The sequence below is a fragment of the Cryobacterium zhongshanensis genome (assembly GCF_022760445.1).
In the GTDB taxonomy this organism is placed as follows: Bacteria; Actinomycetota; Actinomycetes; order Actinomycetales; family Microbacteriaceae; genus Cryobacterium; species Cryobacterium algoricola.
This window is the reverse complement of record NZ_JALGAR010000001.1, coordinates 922,222-943,815: the sequence shown is the minus strand read 5'-3', so window position 1 is coordinate 943,815 and position 21,594 is coordinate 922,222. Positions and strand designations below refer to the sequence as shown.

Annotated in this window: 15 protein-coding genes; 6 read left to right on the top strand and 9 right to left on the bottom strand. The window is 70.0% G+C overall.

The window, feature by feature from the left end; all coding sequences use genetic code 11:
- Positions 1–49: 49 nt before the first annotated feature.
- From MQH31_RS04285 to MQH31_RS04270, 4 genes are all read right to left on the bottom strand, one after another.
- On the bottom strand, positions 50–6,022 hold the full coding sequence (locus MQH31_RS04285) for an Ig-like domain-containing protein (protein ID WP_243011049.1): 5,973 nt from the start codon (positions 6,020–6,022) through the stop codon (positions 50–52).
- Positions 6,019–7,557 (bottom strand): serine/threonine-protein kinase, encoded by a 1,539-nt coding sequence (locus MQH31_RS04280; protein ID WP_243011048.1) that lies wholly within the window; start codon positions 7,555–7,557, stop codon positions 6,019–6,021. Before MQH31_RS04280 ends, MQH31_RS04285 begins: the two co-directional genes overlap by 4 nt.
- Before the next feature lie 166 nt (positions 7,558–7,723).
- A complete protein-coding gene (locus MQH31_RS04275) occupies positions 7,724–8,632 on the bottom strand; it encodes a PP2C family protein-serine/threonine phosphatase (protein WP_308196415.1) in 909 nt (302 codons plus the stop codon).
- Positions 8,629–9,687 (bottom strand): FHA domain-containing protein, encoded by a 1,059-nt coding sequence (locus MQH31_RS04270; protein ID WP_243011047.1) that lies wholly within the window; start codon positions 9,685–9,687, stop codon positions 8,629–8,631. Before MQH31_RS04270 ends, MQH31_RS04275 begins: the two co-directional genes overlap by 4 nt.
- Positions 9,688–9,863: 176 nt before the next feature.
- Between MQH31_RS04270 and MQH31_RS04265 the strand changes: the two genes are divergently transcribed.
- The 3 genes from MQH31_RS04265 (at position 9,864) to MQH31_RS04255 (ending at position 13,154) form a co-directional block, all read left to right on the top strand.
- Positions 9,864–10,346: an Lrp/AsnC family transcriptional regulator gene (locus MQH31_RS04265; protein WP_134532791.1), complete on the top strand. Its 483-nt coding sequence runs from the start codon at positions 9,864–9,866 to the stop codon at positions 10,344–10,346.
- A 3-nt stretch (positions 10,347–10,349) separates the two neighbouring features.
- Positions 10,350–11,852 (top strand): aspartate aminotransferase family protein, encoded by a 1,503-nt coding sequence (locus MQH31_RS04260; protein WP_255454323.1) that lies wholly within the window; start codon positions 10,350–10,352, stop codon positions 11,850–11,852.
- Between the two features lie 93 nt (positions 11,853–11,945).
- On the top strand, positions 11,946–13,154 hold the full coding sequence (locus tag MQH31_RS04255) for a low temperature requirement protein A (protein ID WP_243011046.1): 1,209 nt from the start codon (positions 11,946–11,948) through the stop codon (positions 13,152–13,154).
- A gap of 12 nt (positions 13,155–13,166) precedes the next feature.
- Here the strand turns inward: MQH31_RS04255 and MQH31_RS04250 are convergent, their stop codons facing one another.
- Complete coding sequence (locus tag MQH31_RS04250) at positions 13,167–14,366, bottom strand: DUF4192 domain-containing protein (protein WP_243011045.1); 1,200 nt, start codon at positions 14,364–14,366, stop codon at positions 13,167–13,169.
- Positions 14,367–14,475: 109 nt separating this feature from the next.
- On the opposite strand from MQH31_RS04250, the gene MQH31_RS04245 reads away from it, so the two are divergent.
- Positions 14,476–15,657, top strand: a complete 1,182-nt coding sequence (locus MQH31_RS04245) for a MarP family serine protease (protein ID WP_243011044.1) — start codon at positions 14,476–14,478, stop codon at positions 15,655–15,657.
- A gap of 70 nt (positions 15,658–15,727) precedes the next feature.
- Positions 15,728–16,504, top strand: a complete 777-nt coding sequence (locus MQH31_RS04240) for an RNase H family protein (RefSeq protein WP_243011043.1) — start codon at positions 15,728–15,730, stop codon at positions 16,502–16,504.
- A gap of 9 nt (positions 16,505–16,513) precedes the next feature.
- Here MQH31_RS04240 and MQH31_RS04235 read toward each other — a convergent pair whose 3' ends face one another.
- The 4 genes from MQH31_RS04235 to MQH31_RS04220 form a co-directional block, all read right to left on the bottom strand.
- Complete coding sequence (locus tag MQH31_RS04235; protein ID WP_134532801.1) at positions 16,514–16,804, bottom strand: hypothetical protein; 291 nt, start codon at positions 16,802–16,804, stop codon at positions 16,514–16,516.
- Positions 16,805–16,825: 21 nt separating this feature from the next.
- On the bottom strand, positions 16,826–17,752 hold the full coding sequence (locus MQH31_RS04230) for a Pvc16 family protein (RefSeq protein ID WP_134532803.1): 927 nt from the start codon (positions 17,750–17,752) through the stop codon (positions 16,826–16,828).
- Positions 17,753–17,845: 93 nt separating this feature from the next.
- Complete coding sequence (gene menC, locus MQH31_RS04225; protein WP_243011042.1) at positions 17,846–18,955, bottom strand: o-succinylbenzoate synthase; 1,110 nt, start codon at positions 18,953–18,955, stop codon at positions 17,846–17,848.
- A gap of 75 nt (positions 18,956–19,030) precedes the next feature.
- Positions 19,031–20,494, bottom strand: a complete 1,464-nt coding sequence (locus tag MQH31_RS04220; RefSeq protein WP_243011041.1) for a cryptochrome/photolyase family protein — start codon at positions 20,492–20,494, stop codon at positions 19,031–19,033.
- Positions 20,495–20,585: 91 nt separating this feature from the next.
- On the opposite strand from MQH31_RS04220, the gene MQH31_RS04215 reads away from it, so the two are divergent.
- Positions 20,586–21,590: an oxygenase MpaB family protein gene (locus tag MQH31_RS04215; RefSeq protein ID WP_243011040.1), complete on the top strand. Its 1,005-nt coding sequence runs from the start codon at positions 20,586–20,588 to the stop codon at positions 21,588–21,590.
- The last annotated feature ends 4 nt before the right edge of the window (positions 21,591–21,594 follow it).

Here is a 21,594-nt window from a genome sequence, read left to right as displayed (position 1 = left end):
CAGTGTCTTTCGGGTTTTCATCGGATCAGTCTCGACAGTCTCATCGATCTCATCGGTCGTAGTTGTACAGCGGGTTGCCCGCACCGAGCCCGAGGTCGACGGTGACGCTGAGGCGGGCCGTGCCTGCAGCGGCCGGAGCAGCGAGGGTGCAGCTCGTGGGGCCGCCGGCCACGGGTGCGGCACCGGCGTCCGTCGGCACCGAACAGCTGTAGCCCGTGGTGTAGCCGCCGTTGTCCGGGCCGTTCGTCCAGGCGAACGCGCCGGCCAGGGGGTCGTAGGTCAGGCCGGTCACGGCGAGGCTGACGGATGCCGCCGGCGCCGTCAGCGTCGCAGACCAGGCTCCGCAGGTGCCCCAGGTGGCCGTGGTGTTGCACGCGCGCACCTGGTAGCTGAACTGCGCGCCGAATACCGTCGGACTCAGCAGCTGGCGCGGGAGTGCGGTCGCGGTGAAGCTCGCGCTCGCGCCGGGGGTGCCCGTTGCCGCGTCCACGGACCGGACTTCGTATCCCGTGACCCCGGCACCCGGGCTCACCGGGGTGATCTGGAGGTCGTATGCCGCGTCGTGCATGCCCATCGAGGCTCCCGGGTCGGTGACGACGCCGGGAGTCGCCTGCACCTGCACGCTGGTGACCTGACTGTTCGTACAGCCGGCCCGGTTGTATGCCCAGACCACGAAGTAGTACGAGGCGGTGTCCGCCGTGAGCCCCGTGAAGTCGACGCCCGTTGCGTCCGCGCCGAGGGTCTTCAGCTCGGCGACGTTCGCACCGGTGTGCGGGACGACGACGGTTCCAGGAGCAGGGGACGTGACCGTGCACGCCTGGTTGCCGGTCGGCACCGTGCCGTTCGTGAGGCGCTGCACGTAGTACCCGGCGACGGGGTCGCCGGAACCGGAGAAGGCATCCCACGCGACGTGGACGGTGCCGGCGGCACCGGCCGAAGCGGAGACTGCGCCGGCCGCCGGCGCTCCGAAGGGCGTGCCCCGCGTCGAGGCGGCTGTCCACGCCGACAGGGCGGGATATGACTCGTTCCGGGCGCTCACGGTCACCGGAACGTCCGCGCCGTTGGCGAGACCGCTCACCGTGAGTGAGCACCGGGTCGCCCCGCAGCCCGGCCCCGTCGCGGAGACGGCGGGCTGGGCGGTGCCGTTGACGGTGACCAGGTAGTCCGCGACCGGCGACCCCGCGCCGGCGGAGACGGGCGCCCAGCTGATCGTCAGGCCGCCGTCGAGCGGCGCGGCCGCAAGACTCCCGGGTGCCGTCGGGACGACATCGGACCAGACGGTGTCTGCGAGCGCGGTAGCCGTGCCGAGGCCGAGGCCGTTGCGCGCCGCGACCGAGACCCGGACCGCGTTGGACCGGCCGTTGCCGCCGGTCGGGACCGTGCACGCGGTCGCCTGGCAGGTCGTGGTGCTCACCGGCGCGCCCGTCGCGGCAGTCACGAGGGTGATCTCGTAGCCGGTGACGGCGGAGTTGTTGGCTGCGCCGGGGTTGAAGGCGACCGACAGGCGGGCGTCCGCGAATCCGGTCACCGACAGGCTCGTGACCGGGTCCGGCCGGTCCTGGACGGAGATCCTCACGGTGCCCCACGCGTAGCGGTCCGGGTCGTTCGTCGCGTCCGCGACCTCATACTCGAGGTTCGTGTCCGTTGCGGCGGCGTTCGCGGCGACCTGAACGCTGAGCGTGCTGTTGTCGGCGCTCGGGGTGATCCTGACCCCTGCCGGGACCCCGGCGCCGCCGAGACCGCGCACGGCGACGACCCGCAACGGGACCTGCGGGAACGGGTTGGCCGCGCCGTCGTTGGCGAGCACGTCGACGACGGTCGTCTGTCCGCGGGGGGCGATTGCGACATCCGCCGCCGGGATGGCGAGCGGGCGGGTGGACGCGACGACGCTCATGTCGATGCGGCCGGCCCTGCCCGGCGTGCCACCGGCCGAGACGCCGATCGTGATGGAACCGTGGCCGCCCTGCGCGCCCGAGGTCGGCAGCGTCGTGGTCCTGGCGTGCAGGGTGAGTTGCCTGCCGTCGAGGGAGTAGTCGAATCCGACCGGCTTCGGGTCGAGCACCGAGTAGACCAGGGAGGCCTGGTCGTTCGGGTACGGGTACGAGGTCAGTTTGCTCAGGTCGATGACCTTCGTCTGGTCGGGTTCGAAGTCGAGCACGGCGCCGTCGAAGGCCGGCGGCTGGTTCGCCTGCGGTGTGACCGTGATCGGCAGGACGATCGTGGCGGTGTGGCCGGCCGGATCCCCTGCGCCGGTGCCGTCGGTGACGACGAAGGACACCGAGGCCGGACCGTAGTACTGGTCCGCGCTCGTGAAGGCGATGCTCGTGTCCGAGCTGGCGAGCTCCGCACCGTTGGACCGGGTGGCGTGCACGAGGCTCCGGTCGGTGAGGCGCACCTTCTTGCCGCCGACGGCGACGACGTAGTCGTTGATCGGGATGGCGAGGGTGGCGCCGCTCGCGACGGTGAGCGCGGGAGCGCCCTTCCGCAGTTGCGGCAGGGCGTCGGTGTACCCGGGGACCCAGATGAAGGCGAGGGCGGTGATGCCCGCGTCGTCGGGGTTCGCGACCTGGAACGGGATGATCTGGCTCGTGGCGTGCACGGTCACCCGGACCCGCTTGGCGTCTGTCACCCTCGCCGAGTCGGCCCAGGAGTCGGGGACGCTCAACGCCAGGCCACGGGCCGGCCCGTCGGCGAAACTGACGTTGGCGAGCACGTCGACGTCGACGGTGCCGCCCGCGAGCACGTCGGAGAGGGTCAGGTGGGTGTCCCTGGCCTCTGGCCGGGCGCGCGGGGCGTCCGCGCGCGCGACGACGGTGAGGAAGGTCGAGCTGGTGCCGCCGCGCTCGTTGCTGATCTCGTAGATGAAGCCGAATCGGCCCGGTGTCGCGGGAGCCGTGACCGCGATGGTGTCGCCGTCGATCGCGGCGGTGCCCTGGGCTGCTGCCGAAGGGTCCGTTCCGCTCGGTTCGACGGCGCTGATCGTGAGCCGGCCCCCGTCGGGGTCTGAGTCGTTCGCCAGCACGTGCACCGCAACCGTGCTTCCCGGACGCACGACGACCTCGTCCGGGGCCGCGACCGGGTTGCGGGCGCCGTCGAGGCGCGGGCTGATCCCGATCCGAACGGTGCCGATCGCCCGGGCGCCGAGGGCGTCGACAACGGCGTAGCTGAAGGTGTCCGTTCCCGCGGAGTACTCCCCGGCCTGGTACCGGAACGTGTCGGTTCCGTCAGCGGTGACGGAACCCTTCTCCGGGTTGGTCTCCTGGCCGACGAGCTGGACGGAGTCGCCGTCCGGGTCGATCCCGGCCAGCGGGATCGACACTTCGACGGTGCCGCCGGAAAGCACCCGCGCGGTCACCGTCTTCGGGACGGGCGGGTTGTTGGTGCTCGGATCGGCTTCGCGCACCGAGATGCGCACCTCGGCGTTCGAGTACTGGCCGTCGGGGGCGTTCACCCGGTAGACCGCGGTGTATGTGCCCGGGGTGGCCGGCGCGAGGTACCGCAGCACGGTGCCCGCGACGAAGAGCAGGCCGGCACCGGCGGGCAGGCCGGAGGCGAGGACGGGGTCCAGGGTCAGCGAATCGCCGTCCGGCTGTTCGTCGTTCGCGAGGACCGGGATGTCGATGGCGTCGCCGACCCGGACGGTCGCCGTGTCCGGGGCGGCGATCGGGGCCTGTTTCTGCCCGAGCGCTGGTATTTCGACGACGGACACGGTGCCGTCCGCGTCGGCGAGTCCGTTGCTGATCCGGTACCCGAAGCTGAGCCCGCCCTCCGGAAGCGGGCGGGTCAGGGTGACCCGGAGGATCCGCTGGTCGAGGATCTCGATCCGCATGCCACTCGACGCGGGCACATTCATCGTCCCGGTGATCAGCAGCACCCCGTTCGCCGGGTCGAAGTCCGTCGCGAGCACGTCGACGAGGGTGGCCTGCTGGCCGCGGATGAATGCCGTGTGCGGCACGGTGACGGGGGTGCTGTTGGCGTCGGCGGCGGGCGCGACATCGACCCGTACCCTGCCCGTCGCGGTGAGCTGCCCGTCGGTGACGGAGTACTCGATCTCGTGGACCCCCGGAGTGCCGCTCAGGAACCGGAACGACCCGGAGGCGAAGTCGGGGGTGATCGTGGCGTCCGGCCGGGCAGGGACGCTCGACAGCCGGAGCGGCGCCGACCCGCCACGGGCATGGTCGAGCGGGGACACCGAGACTTCGGCCCCCGCGGTCGCGAGCACGACGAAGGAGTCAGCGACGATCGGCACCGCGCCGCTCGCGCGCACCGAGACGGTGAGCGAGCCGGTGCCGAGCAGGCGGCCGTCTGAGACGCTCAGGCCGACCCGTTTGTCGTCGGCGTTCGTGCCGGCATCCGTGAAGACGACGGCGCCGGCGGGTGTGAAGCTCAGCAGGTCGGGGCCGGCGGCGGATGCCGCGGCGAGGTAGACCGGGTCGCCGTCGGGGTCGACCCAGTCGCCGAGCACCTGGCTGGTCACCCGCCCGCCCGCCCGAACGGTCGCGTGGGTGGTTCGCACCTGTTCGGGAGCGGAGTTCTCCGCCGGGGTCTTGACGGTGACGGTGACGGTTGCGGATGCGCTTCCGCCGCGGCCGTCGTTGATCGTGTAGCCGAACCGGAGTTGACCGGTCGCGGCCTCCGTGAGGGTGAGCTGCACCTGCTGGTTGTTGCCGACGAGTTCGAGCCGGCCGGTGGCCGCGCCGATCGGCGTGACCGACTCGATCACGAGCACGTCCCCGTTCGGATCGGAGTCGTTGAGCAGCACCGGGAGGGTCACGATCCGGCCGGGCCGCGCTCCGAAGGAGTCGTCGACGGCGACGGGAGGCGCCTGCACCTTGTCGTAGACCGGAGGGGTGTCGTCGCCGTTGGTCTCGATGCGCTGGGTGTCCGGGGCGGAGTCGATGAGGTCGGCCCAGTTGTCGATCAGCTGGTTGTCGCGCTGCACGGCCCAGGTCGAGCCGTTGTGCGCGTCGTTCAGGACGAGTCCGGTGCCGTTGCGCCGGAAGGAGAGCCGGGCGTTGCCGTCGATCCCGGTGAGGGTCGTCGTGCCTGACCGCGTTCCGCCGGAGCCACCGGACCCCGCCTCGCCGCAGTCGCGCCAGGCCGTGCCGTCGGACCACGCCGCATAGGCGCACGATCCGGAGGTGTCCGGGGCCGCCGCGGTGCCGGTCCTGCCGCTGACGAGTGCGGTCGGGGCGCCGCCGGAGAGCGGGACGGCGACGAGCCCGCGCTCGTGGGCGACCAGCACCCGGGTGCCGGTGAGACTCGGCCGCTGGATGGCGGGGGTGGCGCCGTCGACGATCACCCCGGACAGGTCGACGTCCCTGCCATCGAGGAACAGGTGCCGGGATGTCGCGTTGAGCAGCGCCCAGCTGCCGTGCACGCTCGTCAGCTGGTAGTCGTCGCCGGGCGATCCGGCGTTGATGGTCTGGCTCGCGGTGACCGTTCCACTTCCGGACGACGCCCGGGCGAGGGTGCCCGTCGCCGGCGTGAAGGAGAACAGGGTCCCGGTGTCGTCGACGCTCACGACCGAGCCGGCGCCGAGGGAGAGCGTCGGCGAGGTCGTCGCGTCGAAGCTCGCGAGCTGGCTCGTCGGCGTCTCCCAGACCTCGCCGTTCGAGGCGATCAGGGTTCGGGTTCCCGCGAGGAACACCGTGGGCGCCAGGGGCGGCAGTGCGACGCTCCGCACGATCGTCGCCGTGGCCGGGTCGAGGATGTCGAGGGAGCTGTTGCCGGTGTCGAGCACGAGCACTGTCGCCCCGCCCTGGAGCACGTCGAGGTTGGAGCTCTCGCTCGTCACGACCGTGTTGAGCTCCATCACCGCCGTGTTCGCCCGGCCGATGGCCTGGCGGGTCTCGTTGGTGACCCAGACCGCGGCATCGCCGAGGTCGAGACGCTGGGCGGTGTACCCGCCGGACACGACGGCCGTCGTCACGACGAGGGCCAGGACGAGCGTCCCGCCGAGGCCCGTCGCCCAGGCCGAGCGGTGGACGGCGAGCTGGCGGGAGGCCCAGCGACGGATCACGAAACGTCCCAGACGCCGGACACGCCGCCGCGCGCGCTTCCGGTCGCGGACCCACCGGTGTCGACGCACTTCTCGCCGCTCGCGCTCCCGGTGCGGCCGTCCCGGTTGACGGCGACGCTGGCGCAGACCCTGGCCTGTCCGTGCGGGTCGACGCTGAACTCGGTGCCCTTCTGGATGCTGCTCTCACCGGTGCGGAGGGTGACGACGTAGCTGTCCCCCTGGGCGATGCCCGGGTCCGCCCAGCCGAACACGACCATGCCGTCGCGCACCTCACCCGTGACATTGCTCACCGTCGGCAGGCCTGGCGTCGCCTGATGCGAGAGCGCCGACGCCGTCACGACGGCGAGAACGACGATGATGACGGATGCCGCCACGAGCGCCCAGACCAGTGCCGAACGCCGCCAGCTCCCCGGCACCGAACCCCTGGCTGTGCCGCGGCCCGAGTCTCGGGACGGGCCCCCGGTGCCCACCGAACCGGCCGAGCCGTCGGAGCCGGCCGTGCCGCGCGGGCCGGAGGTGTCGGCGAGCGCACCGGCAGTCGAGCGGCGCCCGCGTGCTGCCGGCTGAGCGCCGCGGCGGCGAGGCTCCCGGTACGCATTGATCGAATTCACCGCCGAGATGCGGGTGCGGTCCTCGTCGTCGACGCCGGACTCTCCGGCCCAGTCCTCGTCGGCGACCTCGAGGCGGGTGGGGAGGAGACCCAGTTCGGCCTCCACGGACTGCAGCTCCCGGATGAGTTCGAGCACGCTGCCCTGACGCGATTCCGGACGCCGGGACATCGAGCGCTGGAGGATGAGCTCGAGCCTGCCCGGGACATCCGGCCGGCCGATCGCAGGGACCCTGGCCTTGTTGATGCGGGAGATGAGCTGGGCCGAACTGTTCTCGGCACCGGGGATCTCGAACGGCGAGCGACCGGTGAGGAAGGAATACAGCGTGGCGCCGAGGGACCAGACTTCGGAGGCGACGGAGCCGGAGACCTCGTCGAGGAGGACTTCGGGAGCCGACCAGGGGATGGACAGCCCGATCGCTTCGACGGTGCGGGCGTCGCTCACCGTGGCCGCGATGCCGAAGTCGCCGAGCACGGCGTGCCCGTACCGGGTGACGAGGATGTTCGAGGGCTTGAGGTCTCGGTGCAGCATGCCGGCCTGGTGCGCGGCCTGGACGGCATTCGCGATGGTGATGCCGACCTGGAGCACCTCAGGGACGCCGAGGGGCTCCGTGCGGTAGCGCTGGCTGAGCGCGGGAGAGCACTGTTCCATCACGAGGTACGGGCGGCCGTCGGCCGAGACTCCGGCCTGGAAGACGGTGAGGATCGACGGGTGCGAGCTGAGCGACGCCATCAGGTTGGCCTCGGCCTGGAACGACTGCCGGACCTGGTCGTTGACGACCTCCGCGAGGAGCACCTTGACCGCGACCTGGCGGCGCGGAAGGTCCTGTTGGTAGAGGAAGACATCCGCGAAACCACCGGAGCCGAGTACGCGCAGATAGGAGAATCCCGGCAGGTTCGGGGGCGTCGACGGCAATCGTCGCTGCATCGCGGCCTCCCCGTCTGGTTCTCGCCAATGGTCATTCAACTGGTCCGTGAACGCGCATCGAACGGGTATCACGACTGGCGTCACTCAAGTTTAGGCAGTTGCCCCGCACGTATCCGGGATGCCGCTACCCCAACTCAGGGGGTGTCGGACTCAGTGCGTTTCGGACTCAGTGCGTGTCGAGATGGACGATGTCGAGGGGGCCGGTGTCAGCGTCCTGCGCGGCGGACGACTCGTCGGCGCCCGCGGTGCCTTCGCTGCCTTCACTGCCTTCGCTGCCTTCACTGCCTTCACTGTCTTCGATATCGAGGACGTCGAGGACGATCACCGTGACGTTGTCGCGGCCGCCGTTCTCGAGCGCGGCCTCGACGAGCGCCTTCGCGGCGTCCTCCGGGTCCGGATTGGAGATCAGGAAATGCCGGATGCCGTAGGCGGTGAGTTCCTTGGTCAGCCCGTCCGAGCAGATCAGGAGCCGCATTCCCGGGTGCACCGGCAGCACTCGGTAGTCGGGGATCGGCGCCTCGTGGAACCCGACGGCGCGGGTGATGATATTGCCGTGCGGGTGGACATCCGCTTCGTCGCGGGTGATCCGGCCGGCGTCCACGAGTTCCTGGACGACGGAATGGTCGATGGTGATCTGTTCGAGCACACCGGAGGTGAGCAGGTACACCCGGGAGTCGCCGATGTTGAAGACGACCCAGTGCGGCGCGCCGGACACGACCGCGAGCAAGGCTCCCGTCACGGTGGTCCCGGTGCCGAGGTCGGTCACGCCGACGCCGGACGCCATGTCCGTGACCGCGAGGCCGAGGGCGGTGTTGATGGCCGCGTTCTGCGGCGAGTCCCGTCCGGCAAGCTCGGCGAGCCGGTTCACAACGGCAGCGCTCGCGACGTCGCCGGCGGAGTGACCGCCCATGCCGTCTGCGACGGCGAAGATGGGCGGCACGGAGATCAGGCTGTCTTCATTGACCTCGCGGCGATGCCCGGTGTCGGTGAGTGCGGCCCACGCGAGGGAGACCGTCTTCTTCACCGAGGGGAAAGCGACCTCGAATCCGCCTGAGCCTTGACCAATCTGGGTCACGGGTGGTGCCTTCCACGATGTGCTGGGAAATACGGAGCCGACTCGGTGTCGCTCGCCGGGATGATCTCGATGATGTTATCGTCCCCGATGTCTATTCTCGTACCCGGGGGCATAGTTCGGGAATCGCCGGGGCGGAGCCGTTCCCGACGGCCGTCCGCTGACACCAGGACTGTGCCGTTCCGGGAGCCGGTATCGGTGACGACGATGACGTCCCCCACCTGCCGGATGTCGACGTGGGTCGCGGACACGAGCGAGCCGGGAGAGTCGACGGCCACGAGGGTGATGAGCGGTTCGGCGGGGATCCGCGGCGGCACAGGGCGCCGGCCCAGCCGGTGCGGACGGTCGAGGGAGAACTCACGACCGTCGGGCAGCCGGAACCGGGCGGACGGAGGTCGGACGACTTCGACTGTCGCCTCGGCGTCCGCGCCGGCCTCCGCTTCCCACCCGCCGGCCCCGTCGTCTCCGTCGTAGCCGTCGTCGCCGGGTACCGCGATCCGGCGACCGGTTGTGAGCACGGTGTCATCCAGGGGTCGGATCACGGTGTCGGCCGGCACGCGGATCACGGTGTCATCCGACGGGCGGATCACGGTGTCGTCCGTCGCGGCGGGCCGGCCGGCGGGCGACCAGTGCGCCGTCCGTCCGACGACCGTGCCCGGTCCGCTTTCCGTGTCGCGAGGGGCAGGCACCGCGGCGAGCACGGCCGCGTCGGGGGAACCGATCACGACTCCGGTCACGGCCGAAAAATCGGCGAGATTCCAGGGGCGGATGCCCTGGTCGGTGAAGCGCCGCGAGCCGCCGACCGAGAACACGTCGACGGCGATCGGTCCGCGCACGACGACGGTCACGGCAGTCTCGTCCGCGGCTGCGCGGATCACGAGGGCGAAGGACGCGAGTGCGTCCGCGCCGCCGAGCGGCAGCAGTCCGACGAGCGCCTCGGCCGAGGGGAAGAGGTCGCCGGCGCGGTTCGAGAGTTCCCTGACGAGGGCGTCCGGCGCGTCGGCGGGTACCGCGGCGACGAAGGAACAGCCGGTCACGAACATCCACTCCGGGCCCATCGGACTCCCTCCGTCCTCGTACGGTCTTCACCGTAGCCCGAGTGCGCCGTCCACTGTGCGGCCCGCGGTGGCGCACCGCACCGGAGAATCCCTCGGAGATATGGAATCCGCAGCATTTGCCGTGAAAAACTGCGGAATCACTTGCCGAGGCATAATCTCGCTGACATAATCGCTGGATGGTCGCAAATGGACGTACCGCACCGGGCAAGTCGGTGCCCCTCGATGACGTCTCGAAAAAGATCATCGAGCAGCTGCAGGTCGACGGGCGCCGCTCCTACGCGGAGATCGGCAAGGCCGTCGGGCTGAGCGAGGCCGCCGTGCGCCAGCGCGTGCAGAAGCTCACGGATGCCGGGGTCATGCAGGTCGTGGCCGTCACCGACCCGATGCAGCTCGGTTTCTTCCGGCAGGCCATGATCGGCATCCGTGCGACCGGAGACACCCGGGTGCTCGCCGACCTGCTCGCGGCCATGCCGGCCGTCGACTACGTCGTCCTGACCGCGGGCTCCTTCGACATCCTCGCCGAGGTCGTCTGCGAGGACGACGACGAACTGCTCGAACTGCTCAACTCCCAGATCCGCAACCTCGACGGGGTCAGGTCCACTGAAACATTCGTCTATCTCAAACTCCACAAACAGTTCTACAACTGGGGAACACGGTAAAAAATGACACTCTCAGAACCCTTGCTCGAATCCGTCCCTGCGGCACCCGCGGTCGTCAGTGCTGACGCAACCGCCGCCGATGCGGCCGTGACGCCGGAGGACGCCGGGCCCACCGTCTACACGGACGCCGAGAACGCGGCCATGCAGCAGAAGGCCAAGGACCACCTCTGGATGCACTTCTCCCGCCAGTCCGTCGTCGAATCCGGCGCGGGGGTGCCGATCATCACGAAGGGCCTCGGGCACCACATCTGGGACTCGAACGGGAAGAAGTACATCGACGGCCTGAGCGGCCTCTTCACGGTCCAGGTCGGCCACGGCCGGAAGCGCCTCGCCCAGGCGGCGGCCAAGCAGGCCGAGGAACTCGCGTTCTTCCCGATCTGGTCCTACGCGCACCCGAGCGCGATCGAGTTGGCCGACCGGCTCGCCTCGTACGCTCCCGGAGACCTCAACCGCGTCTTCTACTCGACCGGCGGCGGCGAGGCCGTCGAAACCGCGTTCAAGCTCGCCAAGTACTACTGGAAGCTGCAGGGCCGTCCGACCAAGCACAAGGTCATCTCCCGCAACGTCGCCTATCACGGCACCCCGCAGGGAGCCCTCGCGATCACGGGCATCCCCGCGATGAAGGAAATGTTCGAACCGGTCACCCCCGGCGGCCTCCGGGTGCCCAACACGAACTTCTACCGGGCCGACGAGATGGGCTCCGGCTTCGGCGACGACATCGAGAAGTTCGGCCTCTGGGCGGCGAACCGGATCGAAGAGATGATCCAGTTCGAAGGCCCGGAGACGGTCGCGGCGGTCTTCCTCGAACCCGTGCAGAACTCCGGCGGCTGCTTCCCGCCGCCGCCCGGCTACTTCAAGCGCGTGCGCGAGATCTGCGACAAGTACGACGTGCTCCTCGTCGCCGATGAGGTCATCACCGCGTTCGGCCGGATCGGCAACATGTTCGCCTCGACGACCTTCGGGATCGAACCGGACATGATCACGTGCGCCAAGGGCATGACGAGCGGCTACTCGCCGATCGGAGCGACAATCGTCTCCGATCGCATCTACGAGCCGTTCAAGCACGGCGACACGACCTTCTATCACGGCTACACCTTCGGCGGGCACCCGGTCTCCTCGGCGGTCGCGCTCGCGAACCTCGACATCTTCGAGGAGGAGGGGCTCAACGAGAACGTGCGCACGAACTCGCCGCTCTTCCGGGCAGAGCTCGAGAAGCTGCACTCACTCCCGATCGTGGGCGACGTGCGCGGCGAGGGCTACTTCTTCGGGATCGAACTCGTCAAGGACAAGGGCACGAAGGAGACGTTCAGCGATGAGGAGTCCGAGCGCCTGCTGCGCGGCTACCTGTCCAAGGCGCTCTACTCCGCCGGGCTGTACTGCCGCGCCGACGACCGCGGCGACCCCGTCGTGCAGCTCGCTCCCCCGCTGACCATCGGCCCGTCCGAGTTCCGCGAGATCGGCGACATCCTCTACGGCGTGCTCGCGGAGGCCCCGAAGTACCTGTAGCCCCGCCCGATTCGACGGAATACCTGGCAGAAGGCGCCTGTCCCGCGTACCCGGGTTGGTTTTCGGTCCAGGTTTCCGTCGAATCGGTCCGGCGTGCGCGCTACCCTGACCGGCATGGCGAGCCTCGGTTTTTCCCGCAACCTCCTCCGTCCGGACACGGACGGGGCCGAACACCGCGTTACGTATATCGAGCTGTTCTTCGACCTCGTCTTCGTCTTCGCCGTCACTCAGATCTCGCACCTCTTGCTGTCGCATCCGGGTCCTGAAGAGTTCCTCCATACCCTCGTGCTCACGGCCGTCGTCTGGTGGGTATGGATCTACACGACGTGGGCCTTCACCTGGCTCAACCCCGAGCGCGGCGCGGTGCGGGCAATGCTCATCGTCATGATGCTGCTCGGTCTGCTCATGGCGAGCGCCATTCCCGATGCGTTCGGCGACAAGGACCTCCTGTTCGCCGGCGCTCTCGCGGCGATGCAGGTCGGTCGCAGCGTGTTCACGTTGTTGGCGCTCTACCGGCAGCGTCCGGAACTGGGGCTCAACTTCCTGCGCATCTCACTCTGGAACGCGTTCGCGGCAACGTTCTGGATCGGGGGCGCCCTCGTTCCAGACGCAGCACGTCCCTGGATCTGGTTGCTGGCATTGCTCGTCGACTACGGGGCTCCGTACCTCCTGTACTGGGTGCCCGGTCTCGGACGCTCGGACATCACGACCTGGAACGTGGCCGGCGGCCATATGGCGGAGCGGGTCAGCCTCTTCCTCATCATCGTCCTCGGCGAGTCGATCATCGTCTCGGGAACGAGCTTCAGCGAAGGACCGCTCGACGGGACGCACCTCCTGGCTTTCCTGTCGTCGTTCCTCGGAACGGTACTGCTGTGGCTGCTCTACTTCAGCCACAGCGAACGCGGAGGCAGCGATTACATCGTCAATGCCGCCGACCCTGGGCCGATCGCCCGGACCGCATACACGTACGTCCCGGCGCTGATGGTGCTCGGCGTCGTACTGGCCGCGGTCGCCGACGGCCTCGTGCTGGCTGACCCACTCGAGGCGGGCAGCCTCTGGACGGCCGGACTCGTCTGCGGGTCATCGGCGGTATACGTGCTGGGAAATGCACTGTTCCGCCGCGCGGCCGGTGGACGGTGGCTGCCGGGTCATTTCCTCGGCATCCTCGCCTTCGGGCTCCTCACCGCGGCCTCTCCGATTGTCCCGGCCCTGGGGCTCGCCTGGGCGGCAAACGCCGTAGTGCTTCTGGTCGTAGTCGGCGACGAAGTCGCCTGGCGTCGCGCCCAGCCGTTGCACGGATGACCGTCCACGCTCTCAGCCGGCATCGGAGTCTGGTACGGCGAACGCCCACTCGGGCAGGTGCCCGGCGGAGACGACGGTGAGCAGCAGCCTGGCCATGCCGTACTCCGGGTCGATCGCCAACGCCTGATCGATGAAGATCCCGGCGACCGAACTGCGCCCGAGCGCCCACGACAACCAGGCGAGCATGCACAGCGGTGCGGGGCGCACCCGTTTCGGAGCGACGGCGACGAGCATCTTCAGGAGCGTGATGCCGCGTTCGACCCGCTCCGGGTCCGGGCGCCGGGAGACGGATCCGAGCAGGAGGTTTCCGGTCTGGGCGAGGTCGCGCTTGTCGCCGAACCCGGCCTGCTCCTCGGCGACGATGTCGTCCATGCTGCGTCCGGTCTCCCGCTGGATCTCGGCATACCGCTGGTTGATTGCGTGCGTCGCCCGCCCGATCTCCACCCCGAACGCGATCTGCAGCATGACCTGGTCGCGCCGGGCCGGGCTTTTCAGCAGGAACAGCAGGGTCGCGGCCTCCCCAGCCCCGAGTTCGGCAGGGTCGAGCTCGAGCGCGGCCTCGGCGGTGGCAACCGGGTCGAGGATATCTCCGACCATGGCCACGAGTTCCGGCAGGTCCGGTGCGTCCGGGACATGCGACCCGAGGCTCTCGTAGCGGACCAGCCGCCGGGCGCAGCGCTCTCGGAGGTCCACGTCGACCTTCGGCAGGTCTGCGCTGCTCACGAGGGTCGCGAGCTCACGGTGGGCCTCCGGCGGCAGGTCGCGGTTCACCGGGGACTCCGCGATCGCCGACAACGGCCGCCCGCTCGCAGGGCAGGCGGGATCGAGGTAGGAACCCCAGCCGTCCGCGGCGACGCACAGGGAGTCCCGGACCAGGAAGCCGGACAGTTCGGCCCGACGGCCCAGGATCTCGGCGAAGCGCTCACCGGGGATGCCCGGGACATCCGCGAACCGTTCGTCGGTGTAGAGGACGGGCACGACGGCATCCACCCCCTCGATCTTGCACAGCGTGCCGACGATCGACGTCGCGAGACGACGGAGGACCGTGCGTGCGAGGTCGGGCTCCGGCAGGTTGAAGCGCAGGGCGCCGCAGGTGCGGTTTCCGCGGAAGGCGACGAGCACCACGCTGCGTTCGGGCTGGAACCCGGCGAGCTGCGGCACGAGGGCGAGGAAGTCGTGGGCTTCCCTGGTCTTCACGATGGTCGGTGTCATGCGGACACTCTTCCCGGGCGCTTCCTTCCCCGGTGTGCTCGCTGGGGATCGGTGCATAACTCGCACCGGAACGCAACCTGTGCATAACTCCCGACGTACTCTTGGAGCTATGCCCATTTCGACCATCGTGGACGTCCTCCTCGTCCTTCTCCTGCTGGGCTATTTCGTCTCCGGCTACCGCAGCGGCCTGATCGGAAGCCTGAGCGGCATCGCCGGCCTCGTCGCCGGCGGGATCGCCGCATACTTCCTCGTGCCGCTCGTCGGAGCCTGGGTGCCCGCAGCGGAGTGGCGCACGGCCGCCACCCTCGCCACCGCCGCCGCCCTCCTTCTCGGCGGCCTCTCGATCGGCGGGACCCTGGGCAGGGTGCTCCGCCCCCGGGCGGCCCGCAAACGGCTGCTCGTCGTCGACAGGGTGTTCGGCGCCGGTATCGCCGTCGTCGTCGCGGCGAGCATCGTGTCGATGCTCGCGTTCAGCATCGGGTCGCTCGGGGTGCCGGTGCTGTCTCCCGCGATCGCCTCGTCGACGGTCGTGCGGTCGATCGACTCGCTCACGCCCGATCCAGTCAAGACGTTCCTTGCCCAGCTGCGCGCGATGGTCGTCACCGAGGGCATCCCCCGGGTCATCGAGGCCTTCAACGGGCCTGCCCCCACGGTTCCCCTCGTCACGGGCACGAGCGCGGAACTGCTCGCCGCCCAGGATTCCGTGCTCAAGATCGTCGGCACGGCATACGCCTGCGGGCAGAACCAGTCCGGCAGCGGCTTCGTGATCGCGCCGGACCGGGTGCTGACCAATGCGCACGTCGTCGCGGGCGTCTCCGAGCCCGTCGTCGAATCGGCGGACGGCACGGCCCGCTCGGGAACCGTCGTCTACTTCGACCCGGCGGCCGACCTCGCCGTCATCGCCGTCTCCGGGCTCGGTGCAGTACCCCTCGGCCTCGGTGCCGACCTCGCAACGGGAAGCCTCGCCGTGAGCGACGGGTACCCGTACGGTGGACCGTTCGAAACGGGACCCGCGGAGGTCGTCGCGGTCGCGCCGGCCGTCGTCGGCGACATCTACGGCGACAATCCGACGTCGCGGTCGATCTACACGCTCGCGGCGGACATCCAGCACGGCGAGTCCGGCGGACCGCTGCTCAACCAGGACGGCAAGGTCGTCGGCGTCGTCTTCGCGAAGTCGACCGTGACCGCCAACATCGGCTACGCCCTCGCGATGGAGTCGGTCACCCCCGTCGCCGCCGAGGCGGCATCGCTCACCGACTCCGTCGAACCCGGGCACTGCGTCGTCGGATAGCTCCGCCCGGTCGATGCGAAAATAGGGAAGAACACCGGGGCGCGAGACCGTTCCCCGAGGAGAGGCCACCATGACCATCACCGCTGCCGCCGACGGCTCGGCCCTCGGCAACCCGGGACCGGCCGGCTGGGCCTGGTACGTCGACGATTCCTGCTGGGACGCCGGTGGCTGGAAGCACGCCACGAATAACCAGGGCGAGCTCAAGGCCGTGCTCGAGCTGTTCCGCGCGACCGCGCACCTCGACGAGGACCTGCTCGTGCTGTGCGACAGCCAGTACGTGATCAACTCCGTGACCAAGTGGATGCGCGGCTGGAAGGCCAAGGGCTGGCGGAAGGCCGACGGCAAGCCGGTGCTGAACCTCGAGCTGCTCCAGGAAATCGACGCGGCCCTCGCCGGCCGTCGGTACCGGTTCGAGTGGGTCAAGGGGCACGCGAACCACCCGCTCAATGAGGCGGCGGATGCCCGGGCCCGGGCCGTCTCCGAGGCCTACCAGCGCGGCGGCACGATTCCCAAGGGGCCAGGGTTCGTGCGCGCGGGTACCCCGGCGGCCCCCGCGTCTCCGGCGGCCCCGGTGGCCCCGGTAGCCCCGGTGGCTCCCGTAGCCGCTCCTGCGGCCGGTGCTGCCTCGCGAGAGCAGAAGCCGGCCGTGCGCCGGGCCGTTGCCGCTCCGCCCGCCCGTGCGGCGCATCCGGAGTTATTCTCGTTCGACGACGACCACGACGCCGCCCCCGCCGCCGCCGTGCACGAGGTCTCCCTCGTGCTCTCTGCCGAACAGCACGCCCGCCTGAGCGAGCGGGCCACCCGCCTCGGAGTCAGCGTGGAGGACGCGCTCCGCGCCCTGATCTGACGAACGGGATCAGTGGACGGGCAGCCAGCGGCCGTGGACGCGCTCGGTGACCTGCCAGGTGATCACTCCGGCACGGGCACGGGTGCCCTCGAGGGTGTGCGCACCGATCCGGACCGCTGAGGCCGCATCGTCCGCGGTGAAGCGCACGGTCGCGCGCGCCGAACCTGCCACGACGGCGAGGTCGGACGCCTCGACGGTCGTGAGCTCGGCCGCCGCGGCCGCTGCAGCCGGCAGGACGGAGTCGGGAGCGACCCCGGGTTGCAGGCTGCCGATGGTCATGGTGATCCGGAACGAGGGCATTCTTCCAGCGTATGCGGGGCGTCAGCTGGCGGGGAACCGCACCTCGACCCGGGCGCGATCTGCGAGCTCGTCGCCGGAGACGCCCGTGAGCGCGATGATCACGACGCTCGGGGCGTTCCCGAGCCGGTCGAGCACGGCTCCCACGTCGATCGCGGCGTATGGGTCGTCGGGGTCGAGTTCCTCGGGGCGCACGCCGAAGACGGCGTCGGCATCGTCGACCAGGAGTACGGCGCCCTCTTCTTTCACCCGCTCGAACAGCCGGTCGAGCGTCGCATCCGTCTCCTCGGGGGACGACGCGACGACACTCTCGAGCCCGACGGTGACGAGGGCCTTGCCGAGCTCGCTCGCAGCGGATGCCGCCGCCGCGGCCTTCGCGCCGGCATCCGTGCCGCTGAACACGGCGATCGCCCCGGCGCCCGCGAGCTTCACGACGTCCCGGATCGTTCCGAGCTTCGTGACCCGCTCCGTCGTGTCGAGGGTGAATGACGCCATCACCGCGAACGAGACCCGCAAGGGAGCCGTCGATGCCTGCCAGAGCGAGGTGAGCACCTCGGTCGTGAGCGGAGAGGGGGTGAGCCAGACCTGGAGTTTCTCGCTCGCCGTCACGGGAACCGTGAGTACCGGGTGCCGTTCGATCGCTGCCTGGGCGGTGCCGAAGTCGCGGTGGCTTGCCGCGTCGGTGTCCTCGATGTCGGCCGCGAAGGCGCTCACGAGGTAGCGCAACTCCGCGATGACCCGGCTGGGCCCGTGCTGTGCGCTCGCTTCGCGATAGCTGATCAGGCTGTCGCTGTAGAGGAACAGGTTGATCGACGACCCGGTGACGCCGGTGCGTGCGACGTCGAGGCTGCGCGCCGTCACGTTCAGCCCGAAGGGTGACCCGGCGAGCATCGACTGGAGCGCCACAGTCGTGGCCGCGATCACCTGCCCGTAGTTCGAGAGCGAGGACATGGCGACTCCGGCTTCTGGGGCAGTGGACCCGCCACCGATTTCACGCTACTCCGCCTGACCGCGCAGGTCGAGGACTTCCGCTGTGCGGGTGGATCAGAAACGGATGTCCGAACTCGACACGGTGAGGTCGTCGAGCACGTCGGGCAGCACCTCCACACCGATGCCCGGCCCGGTCGGAACCCGGAGGTGGCCGTCCTCGAGCACGAACGGCTTCGTCAGGTCCTGGGCGTAGTAGCGGCTCGAGGCGGAGGTGTCTCCCGGCAGGACGAAGTTGGGCAGCCCCGCGAGGGCTACGTTCGCCGCCCGACCGATGCCGGTTTCGAGCATGCCGCCGCACCACACCGGGACGCCGTGGGCGGCCGCGACGTCGTGGATCCGCCTGGCCTCGAGGTACCCGCCGACCCGGGAGGGCTTGACGTTGATGATGCTGCACGCGCCGAGGGAGATCGCTGCGGCGGCGTCCCTGGCCGACTCGATCGATTCGTCGAGGCAGACCGGAGTCTGGATGAGTCTCGCGAGGGCGGCGTGCCCGAGCATGTCGTCTTCTGCGAGCGGCTGTTCGATCAGGAGCAGGTCGAACGGGTCGAGGCGGGCGAGGTGGCGGGCGTCGGCGAGTGTGTACGCGGTGTTCGCGTCGACCTGGAGCAGCACGTCAGGTCCGAATCGTTCGCGCACGGCGCGCACGGGGGCGAGGTCCCAGCCCGGCTCGATCTTGAGCTTGATCCGGAGGTACCCCTCGGCGAGGTAGCCCTCGACCGCGGTGAGGAGCCGGTCGATCGAGTCCATGATTCCGACCGAGACCCCGGCAGGCACGAGGTCGTGCACCGCTCCGAGGTAGCCCCCGAACGAGACTCCCGAGGTGCGGAGCTGGGCGTCGAGGATCGCGGTCTCGAGGGCGGCCTTGGACATCCGGTGCCCTTTGACCGCGGCGAGCGCCGGTGCGACCCGCTCGGCGGTGAGGCGTTCGCCGGCCGCGTTGAGCCGCGGGGCGAGGTGGTCGCGGATCACGAGTTCGCAGCCGTCGAGGAACTCCGAGCTGTAGAGGGGCTCGGCCTCCGCGGCGCATTCGGCCCAGCCCTCGGCATCCGCCGTGCTCACGTGCACGAGGAGTGCCTCACGCTCGGACACCGAGCCGAAGGAGGTGCGGAACGGGCTGACGAGCGGCAGGCGCACCCGGCGCAGTTCGACGTTCTCGATCTTCATCCTGGTTTCCTCCGTCTCGCACCCCGGCCGCCGGAGCCCTCTCCCCGAATCTAACGCTCCGCAGCGCCCGAGAGGTCACCACACAGTGCGGGAGCGCTCCTGCGCGACGACGGCGTCACGGTCGGCGAGACGACGCAGTCCGGCGAGCGGCTGGCTCATCCGGTGATTGCCGCGGATGCGCGGCTCGACCCGGTCGAGGAAGGCCCAGTACCCGGCCGTGAACGGGCAGGCGTCCTCGCCGAGCCGTTTCTTCGGGTTGAACGGGCAGCCGCCGCAGAAATCGCTCATCGACGAGATGTAGGCGCCGCCCGACGCGTACGGCTTGGTCGCGACAATACCGCCGTCGGCATGCTGGGACATCCCGACGACGTTGGCCGGCATCACCCACGGTGTCCCGTCCACGAACGCCGCGATGAACCAGTCGTTCAGTTCGCCGGGGTGGTAGCCGCGCTGCAGGGCCTGGTTGCCCAGGATCATCAAGCGCTGGATGTGATGGGCCCAGCCGGTGTCGGCGACGGCGTTCAGTACGTGGCTGACACAGGCCGCACGCACGCCGGACCCGTCGAGCTCACGGAACGACCGGGGCAGCGGCTCGTGGGCGCCGAGGAAATTGCTGCCGCCCACATAGTCGGGCCCGAGGTGCCAGTAGAGGTGCCAGACCCAGTCCCGCCAGCCCATCAGCTGACGGACGACGGCCTCGACGCTCTGGAGCGGCGCGCTGCCGCTCGCGTGGGCGGCGACCACCGCATCGATCACCTCCTGCGGATGCAACAGGCCCAGGTTCAGCGGGACGCTCAGGCGGGAGTGCGCCATCGCATCGTCTCCGCGCAATGACGCGTCCTCGAAGGGACCGAAGTCGTTCAGCCGGGTCTCGATGAAGTCGTCGAGGGCGGCGAGCGCTTCGGCCCGGGTCGCGGCGAAGCGTCGCGGTCCGTCCCTGCCGATCAGGGTGATCCGGCCATCCGCCTGCAGCCGGTCGAGGTCGCGGCGCACCTCGGCATCGATGTCGTCTTCGACCGGGGTCCACGGGTCGGGCAGTCCCAGGCCGACGGCCCCACGGGGTGGCGGGCGGCGGTTGTCGTGATCGAAGTTGAACCGGCCGCCCTCGGGGTCGGGGCCACGCATCAGGACGCCGGTCCGGGCACGCACCGAGCGGTAGAACTGTTCGAGCACGAGCCGGGAGGCCGGTCGGCCCGCCGCCCACTCCGCGAAGTCGGCCTCGCTCGTGACGAAACCCCGACTGGGTAGAACACTGGCGCCCAGTTCGGCCACGAGCGCCCGGGCTCCCCAGCTGGTGGGATCGATCACCTCGAGCGGGCGGCCGGAGAGCACGTCGCGATAGTGCTCGGCGCGCAGGAATTCCACCCGGTCGCCGAGTTCCCGCGCCCGGTGCCGCAGCGCGCTGAGGATCAGGTGCGCCTTCGCCCGGTGGTACGGCCGACGGCCCAGGACGCCGACGGCCTCGACCAGCACGATCGGTCCGCCGTCGTCGAAATGCGGTCCGAGCTGGTCGGCGAACAGGAATCGGGGCACCGGCATGGTGGTGAGTCTAGGGCCGGGCGATCGCGGCGGTTTCCGCCGGTCGTGCTGTTCGGGGCGGATGCCCAGCGAGCTGTGGTTAGCCTCGGGTATGAGCAGGTTCACGGACAGCTGGCGGTCGCATCTTCTCTCGACGCTGTCCGGGAATTCAGAGGGACGGCCCTCCTGGGTGGAGAAGATGGAACGCGGCGACGACGCCGGCTTCTTCGGGCCAGAATCGGCCGCGTGGGCGGTGCACGGCGGCATGGCGACGATGGTCGCCGGGATCCGCGCGCTGTTGATGCAGACCCTGCACCCGGGCGCGATGGCCGGGGTTCACGACTGGTCGCGGTACAGGGAGGATCCGCTCGGGCGCCTCTCCGGCACGATCCAGTGGCTCGTGACCGTGACCTTCGCCGACACGATCGTCGCGACCGAGGAATCGACCCGGGTCGGCCGCTTCCACGACCGGGTGGCCGGCACCTACCTCGATGCGGCGGGAGTCTCGCGACCATACGCCGCCGGGGACCCCGAGTTGCTCTCCTGGGTGCACATCGTCTTCACGGATGCGTTCCTCGAGTCGCACAAGCTGTGGGGCGGCAGCATACCGGGCGGCGCAGACGGGTACGTGCGCGAGTGGGCGAAGGCCGGCGAGCTGGTGGGAGTGCAGAACCCGCCACGGTCGGCGGCAGAGCTCAACGCCCAGTTGGCCGCCTTCACGGATGCCGGGGTGCTGAAGAGCGACGAGCGCGTCGCCGAGGCGGTGCGTTTCATCCGCAATCCTCCGCTTCGGCGCGGGATGCTGCCGTTCTACCGGGTGATGTTCGCTGGTGCGGTCGCCTCGCTGCCCCTCGAGTACCGACGGCTGCTCGGCCTGCGCCGCTCGGTGTTCCCGGTCGTCTGGGCGACCGGGGCCGTGCTCGGCATCGTGCGGATGCTGCTCGGCGCCTCCTCGACGTCGGAGGACGCCGCGCGCACCCGCCTCGACCGCATCGCCCGTGCTCGCCTCACGCCAAATGCCGGCGCTGAGGTGCCGCAGATCGACGTTCCCGGGCCCGATCAACCTCGATCTGCGACACCTCAGGGCGAGGGCGCGCAGGCGGCATCCGCGCCCTGACGCG

Excerpts from the sequence above, each read along its gene's own strand:
- MQH31_RS04280 (WP_243011048.1), bottom strand. The coding sequence starts at position 7,557 with ATGCAGCGACGATTGCCGTCGACGCCCCCGAACCTGCCGGGATTCTCC.
- MQH31_RS04270 (WP_243011047.1), bottom strand. The coding sequence starts at position 9,687 with ATGGGCCCGGAGTGGATGTTCGTGACCGGCTGTTCCTTCGTCGCCGCG.
- MQH31_RS04265 (WP_134532791.1), top strand. The coding sequence starts at position 9,864 with ATGGTCGCAAATGGACGTACCGCACCGGGCAAGTCGGTGCCCCTCGAT.
- MQH31_RS04260 (WP_255454323.1), top strand. The coding sequence starts at position 10,350 with ATGACACTCTCAGAACCCTTGCTCGAATCCGTCCCTGCGGCACCCGCG.
- MQH31_RS04250 (WP_243011045.1), bottom strand. The coding sequence starts at position 14,366 with ATGACACCGACCATCGTGAAGACCAGGGAAGCCCACGACTTCCTCGCC.
- MQH31_RS04245 (WP_243011044.1), top strand. The coding sequence starts at position 14,476 with ATGCCCATTTCGACCATCGTGGACGTCCTCCTCGTCCTTCTCCTGCTG.
- MQH31_RS04240 (WP_243011043.1), top strand. The coding sequence starts at position 15,728 with ATGACCATCACCGCTGCCGCCGACGGCTCGGCCCTCGGCAACCCGGGA.
- MQH31_RS04235 (WP_134532801.1), bottom strand. The coding sequence starts at position 16,804 with ATGCCCTCGTTCCGGATCACCATGACCATCGGCAGCCTGCAACCCGGG.
- MQH31_RS04230 (WP_134532803.1), bottom strand. The coding sequence starts at position 17,752 with ATGTCCTCGCTCTCGAACTACGGGCAGGTGATCGCGGCCACGACTGTG.
- menC (WP_243011042.1), bottom strand. The coding sequence starts at position 18,955 with ATGAAGATCGAGAACGTCGAACTGCGCCGGGTGCGCCTGCCGCTCGTC.
- MQH31_RS04220 (WP_243011041.1), bottom strand. The coding sequence starts at position 20,494 with ATGCCGGTGCCCCGATTCCTGTTCGCCGACCAGCTCGGACCGCATTTC.
- MQH31_RS04215 (WP_243011040.1), top strand. The coding sequence starts at position 20,586 with ATGAGCAGGTTCACGGACAGCTGGCGGTCGCATCTTCTCTCGACGCTG.